This is a genomic window from Spongiactinospora gelatinilytica, from assembly GCF_003236385.1.
In the GTDB taxonomy this organism is placed as follows: domain Bacteria; phylum Actinomycetota; class Actinomycetes; order Streptosporangiales; family Streptosporangiaceae; genus Spongiactinospora; species Spongiactinospora gelatinilytica.
The window spans coordinates 1-17,178 of the sequence record NZ_POUA01000142.1; the positions used below are offsets into that span (position 1 = coordinate 1).

Sequence of the window (17,178 nt, forward strand, 5' to 3'; positions counted from 1 at the left end):
GCCACCATCCCCGCCGGACCGGCCCTCGCCGACCGCGTCGCCACCGACGCCGCCGAGCGGCTCAAGGCCGGCGGGCTGCGCGGCGGCGTGCCCGACGCCCGCAAGCTGCTGCCCGCCACGGGCGACGCGCCGGAACTGCCGGCCCGCGTCCCCCTCGCGAAGGAGATCGGCGGCCTGACCTCGGGCCTGAAGGACCTCACCGGGATCGACCGCGACGCCCTGCGCAAGAAGGCCGCGGGCGCCTACGCGGCGTTCACCTTCCGGCTGTGCGCCGAATCCGCCGACCATGGGGTGTCCTGCTCCGGCCCCCGGCCGGTGTTCAAGCCCACCTCGGCCGACGTGACCGGCGACGGCACCCCGGACGTCACCGTGCAGGTCGTCCCCATGTTCGAGAAGGGCGGCACGTCCGGTGGCGCGGGCGTCTCGGTGACCCGGGCCTCCCGCAGCGAGACCAAGGGCGGCCCGCTCAAGGCCCAGGTGTGGGCGGAGTACGAGCTGCCCGGCGATTCGGGCACCCGCGTCTCGGTGGGCTTCGATGGCCTGCATCGGGGCGACTCGCTGCCCGCCGAGATCTTCGGGACCTTCCGCGCGGCCAAGGCGGGTGGAAGCGTGATCGACGTACGGGCCGAGGTGAAACGGCCGGACACCGGCGAGTCCACCGCGACCGTCGCGGGCGTCAGCGCCATGCGCGGCGGGCAGCCGGCCGGCACGACCGTGGCCAGCCTGGCACAGAAGCCCGCCCCCGCCCAGATGACCGCGCGCGCCCGGCTCGACCTCGCCCGGCAGGAGAGCGAGATCACGCTCACCTCGCAGGGCGGCGGCCGGCTGGACGCGCTGGTGGTCACCGACCGGCGCGGTGGCGGGCAGTACCGGGAGCAGGTCACCCAGATGAGCGTGGCCGAGCCGCCGCGCGAGCTCACCGCCAGGCTCGGCCGCACCGCCAAGGACGGCGCCGCCGAGATCAAGCTCACCGCCTCCGGCCGCATCCCCTCGGCGAAGCTGCACAACTACGTCTTCCAGGGGACCAGGCCCGTGAAGATCGCGGGCGTGTCGATGACCGGGCTGCCCGCCGACTTCCGCGCCCGCTACGACCCGGGCGGCGGCAAGACCCAGGGACTCACCCTGGAGAGCGGCTCGGGCCGCGCCGAGTCCGCCGACGTCGTCTACTACGACCAGGCCGCCGCCAAGACCGTGTTCACCGCCAGGCTCACCGGGCTCCCCGCGAACCTGCGCCTGGTCAGCGACGCCGCCAAGCGGACCGTCAGCCAGCAGGCCAGCTCCCGGCTGGGCGGCTTCGAGGCGGTGCTCCAGCGCAACGGCGGCGCGGTCGCCGCTCCGGGCGGCGGCCACCTCACCATGATCAAGGAGGGGGACCGGCTCGGCGTGTCCGGCCGGATGAACGGCCTGTCCGGGTTCGAGGTCACCTACGGCGCCCGACCGGCCGCCACGCTGCGCCTTTCCTCGCCCGGCCGCTCGTTCCTGGCCGCCGCCGACATCGACGGCGCGCACCTGACCCGGATGGAGCTGTCCAACACCCCCGCCAAGGTCAGCGTGCGGATCGACCCCGAGGCCAAGAAGGCCGAATACAGCGCCGGCGGCGTGATCTCCCGGCTGCGCGTCGCGTACTCCGGCACCGAGCACGGCCCGACCATCGACGGCACCGTGCACGGCGTGCGGTCCAAGGTCGAGACGTCCTGGCAGCTCGGTGAGCGGACGGTGGCCAAGCTGTCCACCGGGGCCAGGCTCGGCAGGGTCGACCTGTACGTCAACCGCGCCCCGGTCACCAAGGTCGCCCCCGCCGAGGGGGAGGACCTGGCCCTGACGGTCAAGGGCGTACGGCGGTCGGTGACGGTGACCGCCGACGCCCCCGCCCGCCGCCTGGACTGGACCGCCGACGAGCCGGTGGCGGAGGTGTCCGCGCTGGCCCGTGTCCGCGCCCAGGGCCGGTACTTCCGCGCCGCGGCCGAGGTCAAGGACGTGCCCGCCCGCTTCGAGGCCACCTGGAGCCAGGGCGCCTACCGCTTCCGCGGCGTCAGCGGCCCGATCGGCGCGGCGACCATCGCGGTCACCAACCACGACGGCGCCACCGCCCCCACCGGGCCGCACCTGGCCGCCCACTACCGCCAGTCCGACCAGAACCTCGACGCGAGCGTCCGGCTCGACGGGCTGACCAGCGCCGAACTCACCGGCGCAGGCTCCGACCTGCGCGCCGAGCTCAACGGCAAGCGGCAGACCGTCGCCCTGGACGCCGACGTGTCGCTCGCCGGTGACCTGCGGTTCGGCGCGCTCGGCACGGTCGGCCCCATCCCCGGCCGCCTCTCCGTCGCCGCCGGCAAGGGCGGCACGGTCACCTACGACACCGGCGGCGCCAACCTCGACCTGGCCGCCAACATCTGGCTGGGCAAGGCCGCCGCCGTGGCGGGAGCCGAATCCGGTGTGCCCGGATTCGACTCCGGGGTGTCCCTGGTGGACGCGGCCTGCAAGCCGGGCGCGCCCGGCTGCGCCGTGGACGCCGGTCCCTTCTGCACCCCCGACCGGGGCTGCTTCGGCGTGCTCGGCAACGTACGGCTGACCGGCCTGCCCAGCAAGATCACGGTGGATCCGGCGAAGCGGACGTTCTCCTTCGCCGGTTTCCGGCCCAAGGACCGCAAGATCGGCGTCTACCTGGCCGGTTCGGTGATGACGCCGCTGCCGTTCAAGGCGCGGGCCGTACTGGACGGGCTGCCCCGGTCGATCACCAGCATGGCGATCGGCCCGTTCGAGGTGAGCGACGGCAAGGACGCCGACGGCCGCGCCGCGAACGTGGTGCGGGCCGGGTGGGCGATCGAGCCCGCGGCCACGATCGCCTCGCTGCGCGCCGACGCCGAGGTGGACACCGGGCCCACAAGGGGCGTCCTGCGCGGCCAGGTGGAGCTGGACCCGGTGCCCGCCCGCGTGTCCGTGACCGGTGTCTACGGCAAGAAGACCCGGATCGACGTGCGCAACTCCGCCCCGATCAAGAAACTGCTCGCCCGGGTGACCGCCGCTCCGCCCGGCGGGCGGCCGGGCACCGGGGTGGTGCGGTTCGGCGACGTGCCCGCCGCGTTCGGCCTCGCCTCCGACGTCCCGGACACCGGCCTGCAACTGCCGGCGTTCACCTACCGCGCACAACGCGGCGAGAACACCCTCGACGGGCTGTTCGCCGTGCAGGGCTCGCTGGTCGAGCAGGTCTGGAAGCCCGCCGGCGGGCGGCTGCTGGACGCGTCCGTGGAGGTCACCGACCTGGCCGCGCAGACGACCGTCACGCTCAACGACGACTACTCCACCGACCTGGTGTCCGCGCCGGTGCCCACCAAGCGGCTCCAGGTCCACGCGGGCCTGTCCATCGAGCCGGTGGCTCGCCAGAAGGTCACCGCCAAGCAGGAGATCCCCTACACCGGCGGCCTGTTCGACCTCAAGCTGGCCGGCCACTTCGGGCTCGGCCGCAGCACGATCGGGGACCTGTCACTGCGCATCGACGGCATCTCGCGGATGCGCATCCGCCCGGGGAAGATCCCGTTCGGGATGACCGCGCACCGCGCGCTCGGCTACCTGTCGCCCGCCTTCGAGGGCGCCTACCGCCGCCTGGACATCGCCGCCGGCGGCGTGGACCTGCGGCCCGACGTGGACGTCGCGGTGACCATGGACCGCAGCGTCGGCCCCGACGCCTTCACCGACAAGCTGCGCATCGGGCCCGCCGACTCGCTGTCCTTCCGCCGCTACGACACCCGGCTGCGCCCGATGAGCGCCAAGCAGCGGTTCATGATGGGCCCGGCCAAGCTGGCCTGCGTGTCGATCAGCACCCAGCCGGGGCTCGTCACCGCCGAGCGCAGGAACGGCATCACCCTGCGCGGAGCGGACGGCCCGCAGATGGTGTCCTTCCTCGACCCCGGCGGGCAGGTCCAGGGTTACGCGATCGACCTGCTGGCGCAGTTCATGTCGCCGTACCAGGGGGCGGGGTGGAAGATCACCGACGTGGAGCCCGGCGGCTGCGGCGGGTGACGAGCCCGCTCAGCCGAAGACGATCTGCGCGTAGTCGGCCACCGGGCGGTAGCCGATCGCCTGGTAGATCGAGTTGGACGTGGGGTTGGCCAGGTCGGTGAACAGCAGCACGCGCTCCACGCCGGTCGCCAGCGCGGCCCTGGAGGCCGCGTACGTCACCGCCGCGCCGTATCCGTGGCGGCGGGCGTGCGGCGGCGTGTAGACGACCGCGATCCGCGCGGTGGACTCGACCGGCGGGGTGTGCCCGGCCACCGCCACCGGGCGGCCGTCGTCCTCCCATACGAACAGCTCGCCGCGCTCGATGCCCAGCCGTACGCCCGGCGCGGGGTCATCGCCCGGATGGCCCGGCTGCGACTCGTCGAGGAACGCCTTGTACCAGCCCGCCAGCAGGTCGAGATCGCCGGGCACGGCGGCGCGGGCCCTGCCCGGGGCGCGCGGCTCGCGCGGCTCGGCCAGGTGGTAGAGCCGCTGGTCCATCCGGCCGGCCTCGGGCCGCCCGTAGGCCCGCGCGAACCCCGCCGCCACCGGCGCCGGGCCGGTCACCCCCGGCAGGCCGTGCGCGCGCAGCGCGGCGGCCAAGGGTTCCAGCGACTCGGCCGGGACGTCGGTGATGACCAGCGGATAGAGCGGGGTCTGCACGACGACGCCGCGCACCGCCGGGCCGTCGGCCAGCCAGCCGAGCAGCCCGCCGCCCGCCGCCTGGCCGAGCCGCAGCCGGACCAGCAGCGTCAGTGGCACGGTGTTGCGGATCGGGTCGCCGCGCAGCCGGCGCTCGGCCTCCGCAGGGAAGGCCGTGACGTCGGAACAGAAGGCCCATTCCACTGGACCAGCGTACTGGGGCAGCGCGCGACGGCGGTGCGGCACTACCATCTCGACTGCGCCGGGATGGTCTGGTGATCGGTAACGGAACGGTTGGAATGGACGAGCGCGAACGGGGAGGGCTGCCGGCAGGGCTTGGGGAGCTGTTCGCCGACGGCGGCGTGGGCCGGTCCCTCACGGTCGATCTCCCACCGGGGGATTTTCTGTGGCCCGACCCCGCAGACACTCTCCGGCCCACCGACCGGCCTGCCTTCTGGATGAGCGACGAGCCGGTGGCGGCGGACCTGTGGTCCGCGCTGCGGGCCGAGCACGGGCGCTCCGGGCTGTGGCCGGTGCTGCTGGACGAGTCGGTACAGCCGTGGTCGGCCGGGCACCTGGTGCCGGACGTGCCCGGGGAGATCGACAACTACAAGCCGGCGCTGTTCCTGGCCGAGGTGTGGGAGGACTGGTGCGCGCAGGCCCACCCCGACCAGGTGGCGGAGGAGCTGGCCCCGTTCGGCGCGGAGTGCCCGGGGCTCGCCCCAGCCGGCCGTGCCATGGTCCCGGCCGAGCAGGTCGCCGACTGGTACGCGGGCGTGCTCGCCGAACGCGGGATGCCGCTCGGCCTGGCCGCCGTACGCCGGGGCGCCGACGCCATGGCCGTGATGGGCTGGCAGGGCGCGCTGCACCACAACGAGTGGACCCCGCCGCTGGCCGCCGTGGTGCGAAGCTGGGAGGAGCGGTTCGGCGCGCGGGTGGTCGCCATGGGCTTCAACACCCTCGAACTCAGCGTCGCCGCCCCGCCCGCCACCCACGAGCACGCCCTGCACGTCGCCGCCGAGCACTGGGCGTTCTGCCCGGACAGCATCATCCAGGGGCCAGGCGACCTGCACGGGTACGCCGAGCAGATCACCGGGGTGAACGCCTGGTCGTTCTGGTGGGACTGACCGGCGGGGGCTAGCGCTCGCCGCCGAGCACCCGGCCGACCATCCGCGCGTACATCCGCCCGGGGCAGGGCACGGACGGCGAGGTCAGGAAGCCGGGCAGCGCCGGGAGGTCCACCGCGTAGGGTTCGAGCAGGCCGTAGACGGTCGCTGCGTCCTCGGGCCGGTCCTCGGGCCGCTTGGCCAGCAGGCCGGTGACGAGCGCGGCCAGGCCCGGCGGCACGCCGCCCAGCCGGGGCGGCGGCTGGTTCACGTGCGCGTCGAGCACGGCGTAGTCGGTCGGCCCGGCGAACACCGGCCGGCCGGTCAGGGTCTCGTGCAGCACGCAGCCGAGCGCGTACAGGTCGCTGCGCGGGCTCGCCACCCCGCGCTGGATCTGCTCCGGCGCCATGTACGCGGGCGTGCCGAGGATCTGCCCGATCCGGGTGAAGGGCGCGGCCCCCGCCTCGCGCAGCACCGCGAGCCCGAAGTCGAGGACCTTCACGTCGCCGTCCGGGCACAGCATCAGGTTGTTGGGCTTGAGGTCGCGGTGGCAGATCGACAGCGCGTGCGCCGCCGTCAGCACCGCGCACGCCTGCGCGGCGATGGCCGCCGCCCACTGGACCGGCAGCGGGCCGTGCTCGCTGACCACGTCGGCCACCGTGACGCCGTCGATGAACTGCATGACCTGGAACAGCCGCTGGTCGTGCGCGCCGAAGTCGTACAGCACCGGCGCGCCCGGGTGCTCCAGCCGGGCCAGGATGCGCGCCTCGCGGATGAACCGCTGTTCCAGCTCGGCGTCGTGCTCGATGGGCACGCGCAGGAACTTGACCGCCACCTTGCGGTCGAGATGCCGGTCATGCCCGCCGTAGACCGCGCCCATGCCGCCCTGCCCGAGGGGGAGGTCATCGAGCACATAGCGGTCGGCGATGACCATCGCACCCCTCCTGCGGCCTTCCAGGGGACCTCGCAAAGCCGGAACTACGCCCTCTGGTCGCATGGCAGCAGATGTCCGTCGACCAGACCCTCGAAGCCTAGCCGGACCAGCGTCTCGCCCAGCGCGGCCGTCTCGCGCAGACCGTCTTCCAGGGCGATGAGCCCGCGGAACGCGCCGCCGTACGCCCGCTGCTCGGGCAGCGGCAGGCGCGGGATGCGGACCCGGCGGGCGTCGGTACGGCTGGAGGCCGGGTGTACCCGCGAGGAGGCGGCGGCCGAGGTGCCCGCGAAGCGCAGGAACCCGGCCACGAAGTCGGCGTCGAGGGTGTCGGGATCGACCCGGTACGCGGTGAGCTGCGGGCCGAGCACCGCGCCCGCGCCCGTCTCGGCCGTGACGACCCGGATCGCGCCGGTCGGCGCGGCCACGATGTCGCCCGCGGCGAGCGTCACCAGCGCGGGACCGGGCCGGGTACGGCCGGACGGAGGGCCGCCGGCGGCGATGTCCTCGCCGGTGAGCACCGGAGTCCCGGACTCCGCCATAGGGATCTTGAAGGGCGCCTGGAGGACCGTGACCGCGCCCTCCTTGACCAGCTCGGCCACGGTCGTCATCAGCGGCTCGCGGTCGCGTCCCGCCGTACGCAGCTCCGGCGGCCCGCCGCGCAGCCCTTCGAGCGCCGCCTGGAAGCCGTCGCGGGCGGCGGCGAACCCGCGTCCCAGCTCGGTCGCGTCCCGGCGCGGCCGGTGCCTGGCGGGGCTCACGTCCACCTCGTCGTCCAGCAGGTCGATGATCCGCACGGTACGCCCCGCGGTGCCCGCCGTGCCCGCCAGGTGCGCGGGCCAGGCCGCCGCGACGGCGGCGAAATCGTCGCTCGCGTCCATCAGCAACAGCTCCGACGGCGGGCGCTCGCCCGGCGCGGGGCGGCGCAGCAGCCACAGGTCGGGCCCGGCCGCCGACAGCGTGACCACGCCGCGCAGCGCCCCGGCGCGCAGCAGGTTGCCGCGGATGCGGCGGCCGGACCGGCGGCTCGCCGCGGCCGGGGGCATCAAGATCGCGACCGTGCCGCCCGGCCGTACCCTGGCCAGGCAGTGCTGCACCCAGGCCAGCTCCGACTCCCCGCGCGGCGGCAGGCCGTACTCCCAGCGCGGGTCGCCGGTCAGCTCGTCGAAGCCCCACGCCCGCTCGTTGAACGGCGGATGACATACCACCGCGTCGGCACTCGTCGTCGCGAACGCGTCACGCGTGAGCGCATCTCCTGCAATGATCTCTGCGTGGATTCCACGCAGCAGCAGGCGGACGGCCGCGATAGCCGCGGCCGTCTCGTCGAGCTCCTGCCCGAGCACCCGCACGTCCCGGCCACCGCCGGTGAGAAGCAGGGTGCCGATACCGCACGCCGGGTCGAGCACCATACGCGGCTCCGGCCCGATCAGCGTGGCCAGCAGGGCGGCGATGTCGGCGCGGGTCACGTCGAGGGCGCGCGAGTGGGCCTCCACGTAGCGCTCGCAGATCAGCTCGAACGCCCCGTCCGCGCCGCGTTCGGCGGCCAGCCCGGCGAGCAGCCTGACCAGGTCTGCGCCCAGGTCGTCAGCGGCGTGCCCCACCCGCGGCAGGTCGCCGGTGGCCTTCTCCACCGCCGCGGGCAGGCCGGAAAGGGCCGGGTCGCGGGCCAGGCGGCGCCAGCCGTCCGGGTCGCGGTGCAGGTAGAGCAGCACGGCCCCGGCCCTGGCGACCAGCTCGGGCAGGCGCAGGTCATCGCCCGCGCCGCGGAGCGACTGCCACACCCGGTCGCCCAGCGAGACCTCGAACGCCTTGCCGTTCTCGCGCAGCCAGTCCTCGACCTCGCGCAGCGAGAAGAGCGGGCTGGCCGCCGTGCCGCCCACCGGGCGCGGAAAGTCGTCGTAGCGGCGGCGCCAGTTGCTCACCGCGGCCCGCCCCACACCGGCGAGCCGGGCGATGTCGCCCGCGTTGAGGGTGGCGTCGCTGCTCATGGCCGCCAGACTAGTTCAACCTGTCCCATCGGTCTACGACCTACTTGCTTGTGAAGTGACTCAACCAATGATTAACTACTGACATGGCACACATCCTGCGCTACGCCGTCGCCTCCGACGTAGGCCGCCGCCGTGAGCAGAACGAGGACTCGGCCTACGCCAGCCCCCGGTTGCTCGCCGTCGCCGACGGGATGGGCGGCTACGCCCACGGTGAGGTGGCCAGTACCGTCGCCATCGCCGCAGTCGCCGCGCTGGACGAGAGCCTGCGCGCCGCCACGGCGGGAGTCGACCTCCACGGCGCCATGCGGTCGCTGGTCAAAGAGGTCAACCACACCATCTACGAGATGACCGAGAACGACCCGGGCCTTCGCGGCATGGGCACCACGCTGACCGCCATGCTCTGGGAGGGCAGCAGCTTCGCCCTGGCGCACATCGGCGACTCGCGGGCCTACCTGCTGCGCGACGGCGCCCTGTACCAGATCACCCACGACCACACGCTGGTGCAGACCCTCGTGGACGATGGGCGGATCACCCCCGAGCAGGCGTCGGTCCACCCGCGGCGCTCGATGCTGCTACGGGTGCTCGAGGGCACCGGCGACGGCGATCCCGACGTGCGCGTCCGCGAGGGCGAGCCGGGCGACCGTTACCTGCTGTGCTCCGACGGACTGACCTCCGTCCTCGGCCCCGAGGCCCTGCACGAGGTGCTGACCGGCCTGGACGACCTGGGCGAGGTGGTGACCCGGCTGATCGAGATGGCCAACGAGGGCGGCGGGCCCGACAACATCTCCTGCGTGGCCGCCGACTTCCTGGAGGTCGCCGACATCGCCGAGGACGACGTACCGGTCCCGGGCGTGATGGTGGGGGCCGCCGCCGAGCACCCGGCCTGAACCCGGGTCACTCGCCGACGCCGAGCGCGCCGAGCACGCCGGCCACGACCTCCTCCGGCTTGCGCGCCGCGACGTCGAAGGTCAGGTCGGCCACCCGTGCCAGCACCGGCCCGCGGCGCGCGCGCTGCTTGGCCAGCATCGCGCGCAGGTCGGCCTCGAAGTGCGGGCGGTGCGCGCCGCTCGCCATCCGCTCGGCCAGCACCTCGTCGGGGGCGTCCAGCCACACCACCAGGGCGGGCTCAAGCATGGCGGGGGCCTCGGGGCGGTCCAGCGTGCTCGCCGCGGCGGCGATCACGGACGACGGGTGGTCGGTGAGCGATTCGCGCAGATGCTCCCACTCCCGCTCGTGCAGTACGGCGGGGCCGAGCCGTTCGGCCATCTCGGCCGCCGTGGCGCCGTAGCGGCACCGCATGTCGGGGTCGCTGTCGCGCATTTCGCGGTGCAGTCGTTCGGCCAGCAGCTTGGCCACGGTCGTCTTTCCTGAGCCCATGAGCCCGACCACGACGATGGGGGTCGCGTCGGAAGGGGGCGGCGTCAAACTCGGTCACCTCCGGGTCGGCCGGGTGGTCGCGTGCGTGAGAGCCATTCTCCTGCCCCCTCGGATGACCTTCTACCCGGGGGCGTCCGGGGCGGCCCGGCGCTCGTTTCGGAGCGGACTGGACGGGCAGTCGTGGCACAGAACCGACCGATGTGGAGGTGATGGTTCGATGCCCGCACGCGAAGAACTCCCGTCCACCCTGCGGCGCTCGCCGAAGGAGGCGCAGGAGACCTGGATCAAGGCGCATGACTCGGCGGTGCAGGAGTACGGCGAAGGCGCCCGGTCCCACCGGACCGCCTACAGCGCGCTCAAGCACTCCTTCGAGAAGATCGGCGACCACTGGGAGCGCAAGGCCGGAGGCCGGAGGGGCCCGTCGGACAAGCAGGCCAGGAAGAGCACCCCGGCCCCGGGCAGGACGGCCGAGGGCGTGGACGCGAGCGCGCCCAGGGAGCACCTGTACGCCACCGCGCAGCGTCTGGACATCACCGGACGCAGCAGGATGAGCAAGAAGGAGCTCGTGGACGCCATCAAGAAAGCCAACAGGAAGGCCACGAGCAAGGCCAGAAGCCGCTGACCCCCGTTGTGCGCCTGCGGTGACCTCTGTCACCGCAGGCGCTTGACGGCGTCGCGGATCGCGTCGCGGTCGATGCCCGCGTCGTGCAACTGCTCGCGCGGGGTGGCCGAGCCGGGCATTTCACGCACCGCGAGCTTGATGACGCGCGGCCCGAGGTCCGCGACGGCCGAGAGCACCGCCTCGCCGAGCCCGCCCTGCGGCCAGTGGTCCTCCACCGTGATCAGATTGCCCGTCGTGGTGGCCGCCGCCCGCAGCGCCTCGATGTCCAGCGGCTTGACGGAGTAGAGGTCGATCACCCCGATCCGGATGCCCTCCTGGGCCAGTTCGTCGGCCGCCGCCAGCGCCTCGTGGACGGTCACCCCGGCGGCCACGATCGTCACCAGGTCGTCGGGGGAGGTGCGCAGCACCCGGCACCGGCCGATCGGGAAGTCCTCGTCCGCATCGTAGATCACCGGGGTCGCGCCGCGCGTGGTGCGCAGGTAGCTCACGCCCGGCCGGTCCGCCATCGCGGTCACCAGCTTTGCGGTCTGGTTCGCGTCGCACGGGTAAAGAACCGTGCTCCCGTACACCGCGCGCATCATCGCCAGGTCCTCCAGGCCCATCTGCGAGGGGCCGTCCTGGCCGATCTCCACGCCGGAGTGCGAGCCGACCAGCCGTATGTCGGCCCGGCTCACCGCCGCCATGCGGATGAAGTCCGCCGCCCGGGTCAGGAACGCCGCGAACGTCGCCGCGAACGGCACCCACCCCCGGACCTGCATGCCCACCGCCGCCGCCACCATCTGCTGCTCGGCGATGAAGAACTCGAAGAACCGCTCGGGGTGGGCGTCGGCGAACGCCTGGGCCTTGGTGGAGTCGGCGACCTCGCCGTCCAGCGCGACCACGTCGCCGCGCGCCGTGCCCAGCGCGGCCAGCGCCTTCCCGAACGCCGACCGGGTGGCCACGTCCTCGCCCACCTCGAACACCGGCAGCTTCAGCGGCGAGTGCGGCACCCCGTCGGGCTCCTTGACCGGTTCCGGCGGGCTCACCTGGACGCGGATCGCCTCCCGCCGCCCGCCCAGTTCCTCGATCGCCTGCTCGGCGTCGGCCAGCGGCTTGCCGTGCGCGCCCTCGCGGTCCTCGACCGCCGAGACGCCCTCGCCCTTGCGCGTCCTGGCCAGGATCGCGGTGGGCCGCCTGCGGACGTTGCGGGCGTCGGTGAGCGCGTAGTCGATCTGTCCCGGGTCGTGCCCGTCGATCTCCACGGTGTGCCAGCCGAAGGCGCACAGCCTGCGGGCGTACGCGCCGGTGTCCCAGCCGTGCCGTGTCGGGCCGCGCTGGCCCAGGCGGTTCACGTCCACGATGGCGGTCAGGTTCGCCAGGCCCTCGTACCCCGCCTGCTCGGCCGCCTCCCAGATGGACCCCTCGGCCAGCTCACTGTCCCCGCACAACACCCACACGTGGTAGGGCACGTGATCCAGCCGCCGGCCCGCCATCGCGACGCCCACACCGACCGGCAGCCCCTGCCCCAGCGAACCGGTGGCCACGTCCACCCACGGCAGTCGCGGGGTCGGGTGGCCCTCCAGCCGGCTGCCGTGCTTGCGAAAGCTCAGCAACTCCTCGTCGGAGATCGCGCCCGCCGCCTTGTAGAGCGCGTAGAGCAGCGGCGAGGCGTGTCCCTTGGAGAAGATCAGGTGGTCGTTGCCGGGGGCGTGCGGATCGTCGAAGTCGTAGTGCAGGTGGCAGGCGAGCAGCACGGCCATCAGGTCCGCCGCCGACATCGACGAGCTCGGGTGGCCGGAACCGGCGGCGGCCGAGGCCCGCACCGCGTCCACGCGGAGCTGCGCCGCCAGGTCGGCCAGGTAGCGGAGGTCACGCTCGGGCATCAGGACTCCCTTCTCTGCATTGCCCCCGACTACCCGGCCAGCCCGGCGAAAACCTCCGCCCTGATCAGGTACGGCGGCGGAGCGCGGCGATGGCCGCGCCGGTGCCCGCGCCGAGGGCGGCGGCGGTCAGCGCGCGGCGCCGGTCCGTCCAGGACCAGGGGCCGCGCCCGCCGGTCAGGCGGCGCGTGATCAGGGCGGTGACGGTGTCCGCCCGGTACTCCTCGCGCTCCGGGTGGCAGGCCGCGAAGACCAGGGCGTCGGCGGCCTCCTGCCCGTGGTCGCGCGACTTGAAAGGCCCGGCGTCCGGCGCGGGGAGCCGGACGGTGGTGATCTTGAGCGGGCTGTCCGCTTCGCGAAGCTCGGACCTGATCGACTCGGTCATGCCCCTGATGGCGTGCTCGGCCGCGCAGTACGCGGACCGCCCGGGGACGCCTCGGTACGCGAGGGCCGAGCCGGCCTGCACGATCGTGCCCCGCCCGCGCGGACGCATGAGATCCAGGGCCACCCGTGTGCCCCACGCGCAGCCGAGAAAGGTCGCCGCCGTGGCGCGCCGGAACTCCTGCGGCGGCGCGTCCGTGAAGCGCGCGAAGGCGGCGGCGTCCGGCACATTGATCCACACGTCGATCGGCCCGAGGTCCGTCTCGATCCGCTCGGCGGCGGTACTGACCTGCTCATAGTCCGCCACGTCGGTCTCATAGACGATGCCGCTGCCGCCCGCCGCGCCCACCTCCACGGCGGCGGTGGACACCTCGGCCCCGCCACGGGCGATCAGCGCGACGAGCGCGCCCTCCCGCCCGAGCCGCGCGGCGGTCGCCCGGCCGACGCCGCCGCCCGCTCCGGTGACCACCACCACCTGACCGGCGAGCCGGCCGTTCTGCTCGCTCCCGCGTGGGAACGGTTCCTCCACATCGACATCCCCATAGCCGTCATATCCCGCATGGCCATCATTCGAGCCCGTCACTGCCTTCCTCCCCTTCGGCCTCACGCGCCCGCTGACGGCGCATGGCCAGCACGATGTCGATGATCGTGATCACCGCCACGACGCCCATCGCGGCCGTCAGCCACGGGACGTTCGACACGACGCCCAGCGCGCCGACGGCGATCGCGAAGAACAGGAAGAACGAGCCGAGCCGGATGTGCACGACATCAAGCGGTGTCGCCGGCACGGCGGGCTTCTCACGGCGAATCATGTTCCCCTCCTTTGTTCCGCAGGGGCCGCAACCCCGTACCCAGAGCGTTTTCGGTCATGCCCGGCGAGCCGGTCCAGCGCGGCGGTGAGGACTTCGTCCACCCCGGCGTCCGGGCCGCGGACGGTGAGGCACGGCGTGCGGTACGCCGCCGCGAGCCTGGCCAGCCCCGGATGCCCGGACACCACCAGCCGCGCCCCCGCGATCAGCGCGCACAGCCGCCGCGGCGACGTACGGCCGGCCAGCACCGCCCCCGGGGGCAGGAAGCCCTGGGCCGCGATGCGGGCGGCGAGCGTCCGCTCCGACCGGTCGCCGGTCAGCACCACCCGCCACCCCACGCCGGACAGCACATCGGCCACCAGCGCGAACCGGTGCTCGGGCCACTGCGCCCCGGTATGTCCCGGGTGGATGACCACGGTGCCCTTGTCGGGGTTCGGGCACAGCGGAACGGGCAGCGCGATGTTCGCGGGGTCCGCGGGCAGGCCGTACCACGCCAGCAGGCGGCACCAGCGCCGCACCTCGTCCTCCCCGCCGTCCCACCGGGGGCGGCTGACGCCCGGCCGGGCGGCTCCGGCCGGCTCGTACCCCCACAGGTCGGCGGGACGCAGTTCGAGCAGTCTGCGATGGCTCGCAAGGTCGGCGTCGCGCAGGTTGACCGCGAGGTCCGGCGGCTCGCCGTGCGAGGCGTACCACGGGATGGGACGGCCGGGCACGGTCGGCAGCAGCCGGTCGACCGCGCCGGTCAGCTCGGCCACCTCGCCCAGCCGGGCGGGGGCCGCCAGAAGTACCTGCTGGCCGGAGCCGCGCAACGCGCGCAAAGCGGGAACGGCGGACAGCAGGCCGCCGAGCCCGGGGCCGCCGAGCACCAGGGTGCGCGGCCCCGCGAGCGCATGGGGGTGTTCACCGACGAGCCGCATGGCCACTCCTTCGTACGCCCGCCGGAGATCTCGGGGAAATCCGGTTCTGGCATGACGAAATCAACGAGTGTGCCTGCGTCCTAGACACGGGGCAATCACGGCCCTGGCGGTGATGTTCCCAATTCCGGTCGGCCGAACCCCCCGGGGCCGGTTTCGTCGCCCGGCCGCCGGGCAAGCGGAGCTTGGCAGAAGCTCGGAACGTCAGGGCTTTGAGAGCCGGAGCTTGAAAAGGAGCCACGATGGCAGGTGAGGCGCCGCAGTACGTCGCCGCCAGAGTCCAGCGCGCCCTCGCCGAGGACGAGCGCACCCACGAACTCGGCATTCGCGTGGACGTGCGGGGAGACCAGATCTTCCTGCGCGGGCAGGTCGGCGACGAGTACCGTCGCGAGACGATCGCGGGAGTGGCCGGCGAGGCCGCACCCGAACTGGAGCTCCACAACGAGATCAGCGTGGTCGAGGTACGCGACCCCGGAGAGGAGGAGAACCTGTGAAGGTGCGCATCGCCGCGGTCGGCGACATCCACATGGGCGAGGACCTGCGCGGACGGTTCCGTCCCCGGTTCGCCGGCATCGAGGAGCGGGCCGACGTGCTGCTCCTGGCGGGTGACCTGACCAGGCACGGTACCGAGGAGGAGGGGCGAGTGGTGGCCGATGAGTTCCGCGACCTGCCGATCCCCGTGGTGGCGGTACTGGGCAACCACGACTACCACTCCGACGCCGAGGAGATCATTTCCGTACTGCTGCGAAACGCCGGGATGATCGTCCTGGACGACCAGGCGACCGTCATCGAGTGTCATGGTGAGACCTTGGGGATCGTGGGCGGCAAGGGGTTCGGGGGAGGGTTCGCGGGCAAGTGCGCCAGCGAGTTCGGCGAGCCGGAGACCAAGGCGTTCGTCCGTCACACCAAGGACATCGCCGAACGCTGGCGGGTCGCGCTGAAGGAGACCCCCGCCGACCACCGGGTGGTGCTCGCGCACTACTCACCGGTCAAGGACACCCTGGAGGGCGAGCCGAAGGAGATCTACCCGTTCCTCGGCAGCTACCTGCTGGCCGAGGCGGTGGACGCGGAGGGCGCCGACCTCATCGTGCACGGCCACGCCCACCTGGGCTGCGAGAAGGGGCTGACACCCGGAGGCATCCGGGTGCGCAACGTCGCGCTGCCGGTGCTCGGCCGCGCCTACGGCGTCTACAGCCTCAAGGAGGACCTCAATGTGTAGAGGACCTCAATGTGTAGACGCCGCAGGCATGACCGGCCCGGCGTCTACACATTGAAGATACTGACACCACCCGGGCCGACAAGGAACCCGAGGACGATGAGGACGACACCCCACAGGATGTCGCGACGGGCCAGGATAACGTAGATCCCGGAGATGATGAGCACTACAGCGATGATCCAAAGCAATGTGGCCATGGCCCCGCTACTGCCCGGCCGCCCACCGGCTTAACGTCATCGCGGGCGCTCACCGTTCCGTTGCCGGTAGAGGGACAGCAGCGGCTGCACGAACCACAGCCACCCGCAGGCGAGCACCACGGCGGCCCCGAACAGCGCGGCCTGCCAGGAGTTGATGACCACCTCGGTCACCAGCGCCACGGCGCTCGTCATCGCCACGGCCAGGAACACCGCCCCGGCCACGCCCAGCACGTTCGCCTCGCGCAGCATCCGCTCCTTCAGGCCCGTGCGGAACAGCAGGCGGTGCTGGGCGGCCGGGGCGATGAAGCACACGGACGCGAAGGCGGCGGCCATCAGCGAGATGAAGAACAGCCACCGGCCGACGAGGTCCACCTTGGGGAATCCGGCGGCGAACGGCACGGTCAGCAGGAACGCGAACAACACCTGCACCCCCGTGACGGCCACCCGTAACCCCTGGAGCAGTTCGGCCAGCTCCCGATTCACTCGTTCCTTGTGACTCTCGTCGTCCGAATCTTGGCGTATGGTCGGCTCATTCATGGGCGGGCGGCTACCCGCCGCCGGGCAGGTCATGTCTAGGCTATGACCGATGGGGTAGTCGGACGCTCATGGGCAGCCACAGCCATGAGGTCACCGATGCCATCCTGGAAACCCTCAAACGAGCCGGCATCGGGCTCAAAGCCGCCGACGTCCGCTTCGCCCTCGCCGGCGGCTGCGCCGCGTACGCCCGCGGCGCCGCCCCCTCCCTGCACGACGTCGACTTCGTCGTACCGAAAGACGACATCCCGCTGGCGGCCGAAACCCTCACCGGCCTCGGCTTCCGCATGGCACATCCCCCCGAGGACTGGCTGGTCAAGGCGTTCGACGAGGAGGACCACCTGGTCGACCTCATCTTCCGGGTGGCCGACCGCCCGGTGACGGCCGACCTGATCAAACGTGCCGAGCCCCTGAAGGCCAACGCCGTCATCCTCCCCGTCCTGGAGGCCACCGACCTGGTCATCTCCTGGCTGCTGCCGCTGTCGGAGCACAGTTGCGACTACGGCTCCCTGCTCCCCCAGGTCCGCGCCCTGCGCGAACAGGTCGACTGGAACCGCGTCGCCTCCGTCGCCGCCCCCTCCCCGTACGCCGCCACCTTCCTCACCC

Annotated in this window: 17 protein-coding genes; 7 read left to right on the forward strand and 10 right to left on the reverse strand. The window is 73.1% G+C overall.

What is annotated here, in order from left to right; all coding sequences use genetic code 11:
• Positions 1 to 4,020: hypothetical protein (locus C1I98_RS41510; protein WP_158558091.1), on the forward strand; the 4,020-nt coding region annotated here is incomplete at its 5' end.
• A 9-nt stretch (positions 4,021 to 4,029) separates the two neighbouring features.
• Here C1I98_RS41510 and C1I98_RS18830 read toward each other — a convergent pair.
• Positions 4,030 to 4,842 (reverse strand): GNAT family N-acetyltransferase, encoded by an 813-nt coding sequence (locus tag C1I98_RS18830; RefSeq protein WP_111168757.1) that lies wholly within the window; start codon positions 4,840 to 4,842, stop codon positions 4,030 to 4,032.
• Positions 4,843 to 4,937: 95 nt separating this feature from the next.
• Between C1I98_RS18830 and C1I98_RS18835 the strand changes: the two genes are divergently transcribed.
• A complete protein-coding gene (locus C1I98_RS18835; protein WP_111168758.1) occupies positions 4,938 to 5,765 on the forward strand; it encodes a DUF4253 domain-containing protein in 828 nt (275 codons plus the stop codon).
• A 10-nt stretch (positions 5,766 to 5,775) separates the two neighbouring features.
• On the opposite strand, the gene C1I98_RS18840 is transcribed toward C1I98_RS18835, so the two are convergent.
• Together C1I98_RS18840 and C1I98_RS18845 are read right to left on the reverse strand one after the other, a co-directional pair.
• Positions 5,776 to 6,678, reverse strand: coding sequence for a serine/threonine-protein kinase (locus C1I98_RS18840; RefSeq protein ID WP_111168759.1), 903 nt, complete (start codon positions 6,676 to 6,678; stop codon positions 5,776 to 5,778).
• A 44-nt stretch (positions 6,679 to 6,722) separates the two neighbouring features.
• On the reverse strand, positions 6,723 to 8,663 hold the full coding sequence (locus C1I98_RS18845; RefSeq protein ID WP_111168760.1) for an N-6 DNA methylase: 1,941 nt from the start codon (positions 8,661 to 8,663) through the stop codon (positions 6,723 to 6,725).
• A gap of 83 nt (positions 8,664 to 8,746) precedes the next feature.
• Between C1I98_RS18845 and C1I98_RS18850 the strand changes: the two genes are divergently transcribed.
• Positions 8,747 to 9,550, forward strand: a complete 804-nt coding sequence (locus C1I98_RS18850) for a PP2C family protein-serine/threonine phosphatase (RefSeq protein ID WP_111168761.1) — start codon at positions 8,747 to 8,749, stop codon at positions 9,548 to 9,550.
• 7 nt (positions 9,551 to 9,557) lie between these two features.
• On the opposite strand, the gene C1I98_RS18855 is transcribed toward C1I98_RS18850, so the two are convergent.
• Positions 9,558 to 10,088, reverse strand: coding sequence for a shikimate kinase (locus C1I98_RS18855; protein ID WP_233507986.1), 531 nt, complete (start codon positions 10,086 to 10,088; stop codon positions 9,558 to 9,560).
• Positions 10,089 to 10,257: 169 nt separating this feature from the next.
• Here C1I98_RS18855 and C1I98_RS18860 point away from each other — a divergent pair, with 169 nt between their 5' ends.
• Positions 10,258 to 10,662: a ChaB family protein gene (locus C1I98_RS18860; protein WP_111168762.1), complete on the forward strand. Its 405-nt coding sequence runs from the start codon at positions 10,258 to 10,260 to the stop codon at positions 10,660 to 10,662.
• A 29-nt stretch (positions 10,663 to 10,691) separates the two neighbouring features.
• Here the strand turns inward: C1I98_RS18860 and C1I98_RS18865 are convergent, their stop codons facing one another.
• From C1I98_RS18865 to C1I98_RS18880, 4 genes are all read right to left on the reverse strand, one after another.
• Positions 10,692 to 12,524 carry a transketolase gene (locus C1I98_RS18865; RefSeq protein WP_111168763.1) on the reverse strand — a complete coding sequence of 611 codons (1,833 nt, stop codon included), beginning with the start codon at positions 12,522 to 12,524 and terminating at the stop codon, positions 10,692 to 10,694.
• Between the two features lie 64 nt (positions 12,525 to 12,588).
• Complete coding sequence (locus tag C1I98_RS18870) at positions 12,589 to 13,431, reverse strand: SDR family NAD(P)-dependent oxidoreductase (protein WP_233507987.1); 843 nt, start codon at positions 13,429 to 13,431, stop codon at positions 12,589 to 12,591.
• 37 nt (positions 13,432 to 13,468) lie between these two features.
• Positions 13,469 to 13,714, reverse strand: a complete 246-nt coding sequence (locus C1I98_RS18875; protein WP_111168764.1) for a hypothetical protein — start codon at positions 13,712 to 13,714, stop codon at positions 13,469 to 13,471.
• On the reverse strand, positions 13,711 to 14,628 hold the full coding sequence (locus C1I98_RS18880) for a glycosyltransferase family 9 protein (protein ID WP_111168765.1): 918 nt from the start codon (positions 14,626 to 14,628) through the stop codon (positions 13,711 to 13,713). Before C1I98_RS18880 ends, C1I98_RS18875 begins: the two co-directional genes overlap by 4 nt.
• 239 nt (positions 14,629 to 14,867) lie before the next feature.
• Here C1I98_RS18880 and C1I98_RS18885 point away from each other — a divergent pair, with 239 nt between their 5' ends.
• Together C1I98_RS18885 and C1I98_RS18890 are read left to right on the forward strand one after the other, a co-directional pair.
• Positions 14,868 to 15,119: a BON domain-containing protein gene (locus C1I98_RS18885; RefSeq protein WP_111168766.1), complete on the forward strand. Its 252-nt coding sequence runs from the start codon at positions 14,868 to 14,870 to the stop codon at positions 15,117 to 15,119.
• Positions 15,116 to 15,844, forward strand: coding sequence for a metallophosphoesterase family protein (locus C1I98_RS18890; protein WP_233507988.1), 729 nt, complete (start codon positions 15,116 to 15,118; stop codon positions 15,842 to 15,844). Before C1I98_RS18885 ends, C1I98_RS18890 begins: the two co-directional genes overlap by 4 nt.
• A 44-nt stretch (positions 15,845 to 15,888) precedes the next feature.
• On the opposite strand, the gene C1I98_RS43995 is transcribed toward C1I98_RS18890, so the two are convergent.
• Both C1I98_RS43995 and C1I98_RS18895 read right to left on the reverse strand, forming a co-directional pair.
• Positions 15,889 to 16,038: a GPGG-motif small membrane protein gene (locus tag C1I98_RS43995; RefSeq protein ID WP_225878487.1), complete on the reverse strand. Its 150-nt coding sequence runs from the start codon at positions 16,036 to 16,038 to the stop codon at positions 15,889 to 15,891.
• Positions 16,039 to 16,074: 36 nt separating this feature from the next.
• Positions 16,075 to 16,608, reverse strand: coding sequence for a DUF6328 family protein (locus C1I98_RS18895; RefSeq protein ID WP_438672095.1), 534 nt, complete (start codon positions 16,606 to 16,608; stop codon positions 16,075 to 16,077).
• 35 nt (positions 16,609 to 16,643) lie between these two features.
• On the opposite strand from C1I98_RS18895, the gene C1I98_RS18900 reads away from it, so the two are divergent.
• Positions 16,644 to 17,178 (forward strand): nucleotidyltransferase family protein (locus C1I98_RS18900; RefSeq protein ID WP_111168768.1); only part of this gene is annotated, 535 nt, incomplete at its 3' end.

Bases quoted from the DNA above. Each gene is read 5' to 3' on its own strand.
- C1I98_RS18835 (WP_111168758.1), top strand. From the start codon at position 4,938: ATGGACGAGCGCGAACGGGGAGGGCTGCCGGCAGGGCTTGGGGAGCTG.
- C1I98_RS18840 (WP_111168759.1), bottom strand. From the start codon at position 6,678: ATGGTCATCGCCGACCGCTATGTGCTCGATGACCTCCCCCTCGGGCAG.
- C1I98_RS18845 (WP_111168760.1), bottom strand. From the start codon at position 8,663: ATGAGCAGCGACGCCACCCTCAACGCGGGCGACATCGCCCGGCTCGCC.
- C1I98_RS18850 (WP_111168761.1), top strand. From the start codon at position 8,747: ATGGCACACATCCTGCGCTACGCCGTCGCCTCCGACGTAGGCCGCCGC.
- C1I98_RS18860 (WP_111168762.1), top strand. From the start codon at position 10,258: ATGCCCGCACGCGAAGAACTCCCGTCCACCCTGCGGCGCTCGCCGAAG.
- C1I98_RS18865 (WP_111168763.1), bottom strand. From the start codon at position 12,524: ATGCCCGAGCGTGACCTCCGCTACCTGGCCGACCTGGCGGCGCAGCTC.
- C1I98_RS18875 (WP_111168764.1), bottom strand. From the start codon at position 13,714: ATGATTCGCCGTGAGAAGCCCGCCGTGCCGGCGACACCGCTTGATGTC.
- C1I98_RS18880 (WP_111168765.1), bottom strand. From the start codon at position 14,628: ATGCGGCTCGTCGGTGAACACCCCCATGCGCTCGCGGGGCCGCGCACC.
- C1I98_RS18885 (WP_111168766.1), top strand. From the start codon at position 14,868: ATGGCAGGTGAGGCGCCGCAGTACGTCGCCGCCAGAGTCCAGCGCGCC.
- C1I98_RS43995 (WP_225878487.1), bottom strand. From the start codon at position 16,038: ATGGCCACATTGCTTTGGATCATCGCTGTAGTGCTCATCATCTCCGGG.
- C1I98_RS18895 (WP_438672095.1), bottom strand. From the start codon at position 16,608: ATGACCTGCCCGGCGGCGGGTAGCCGCCCGCCCATGAATGAGCCGACC.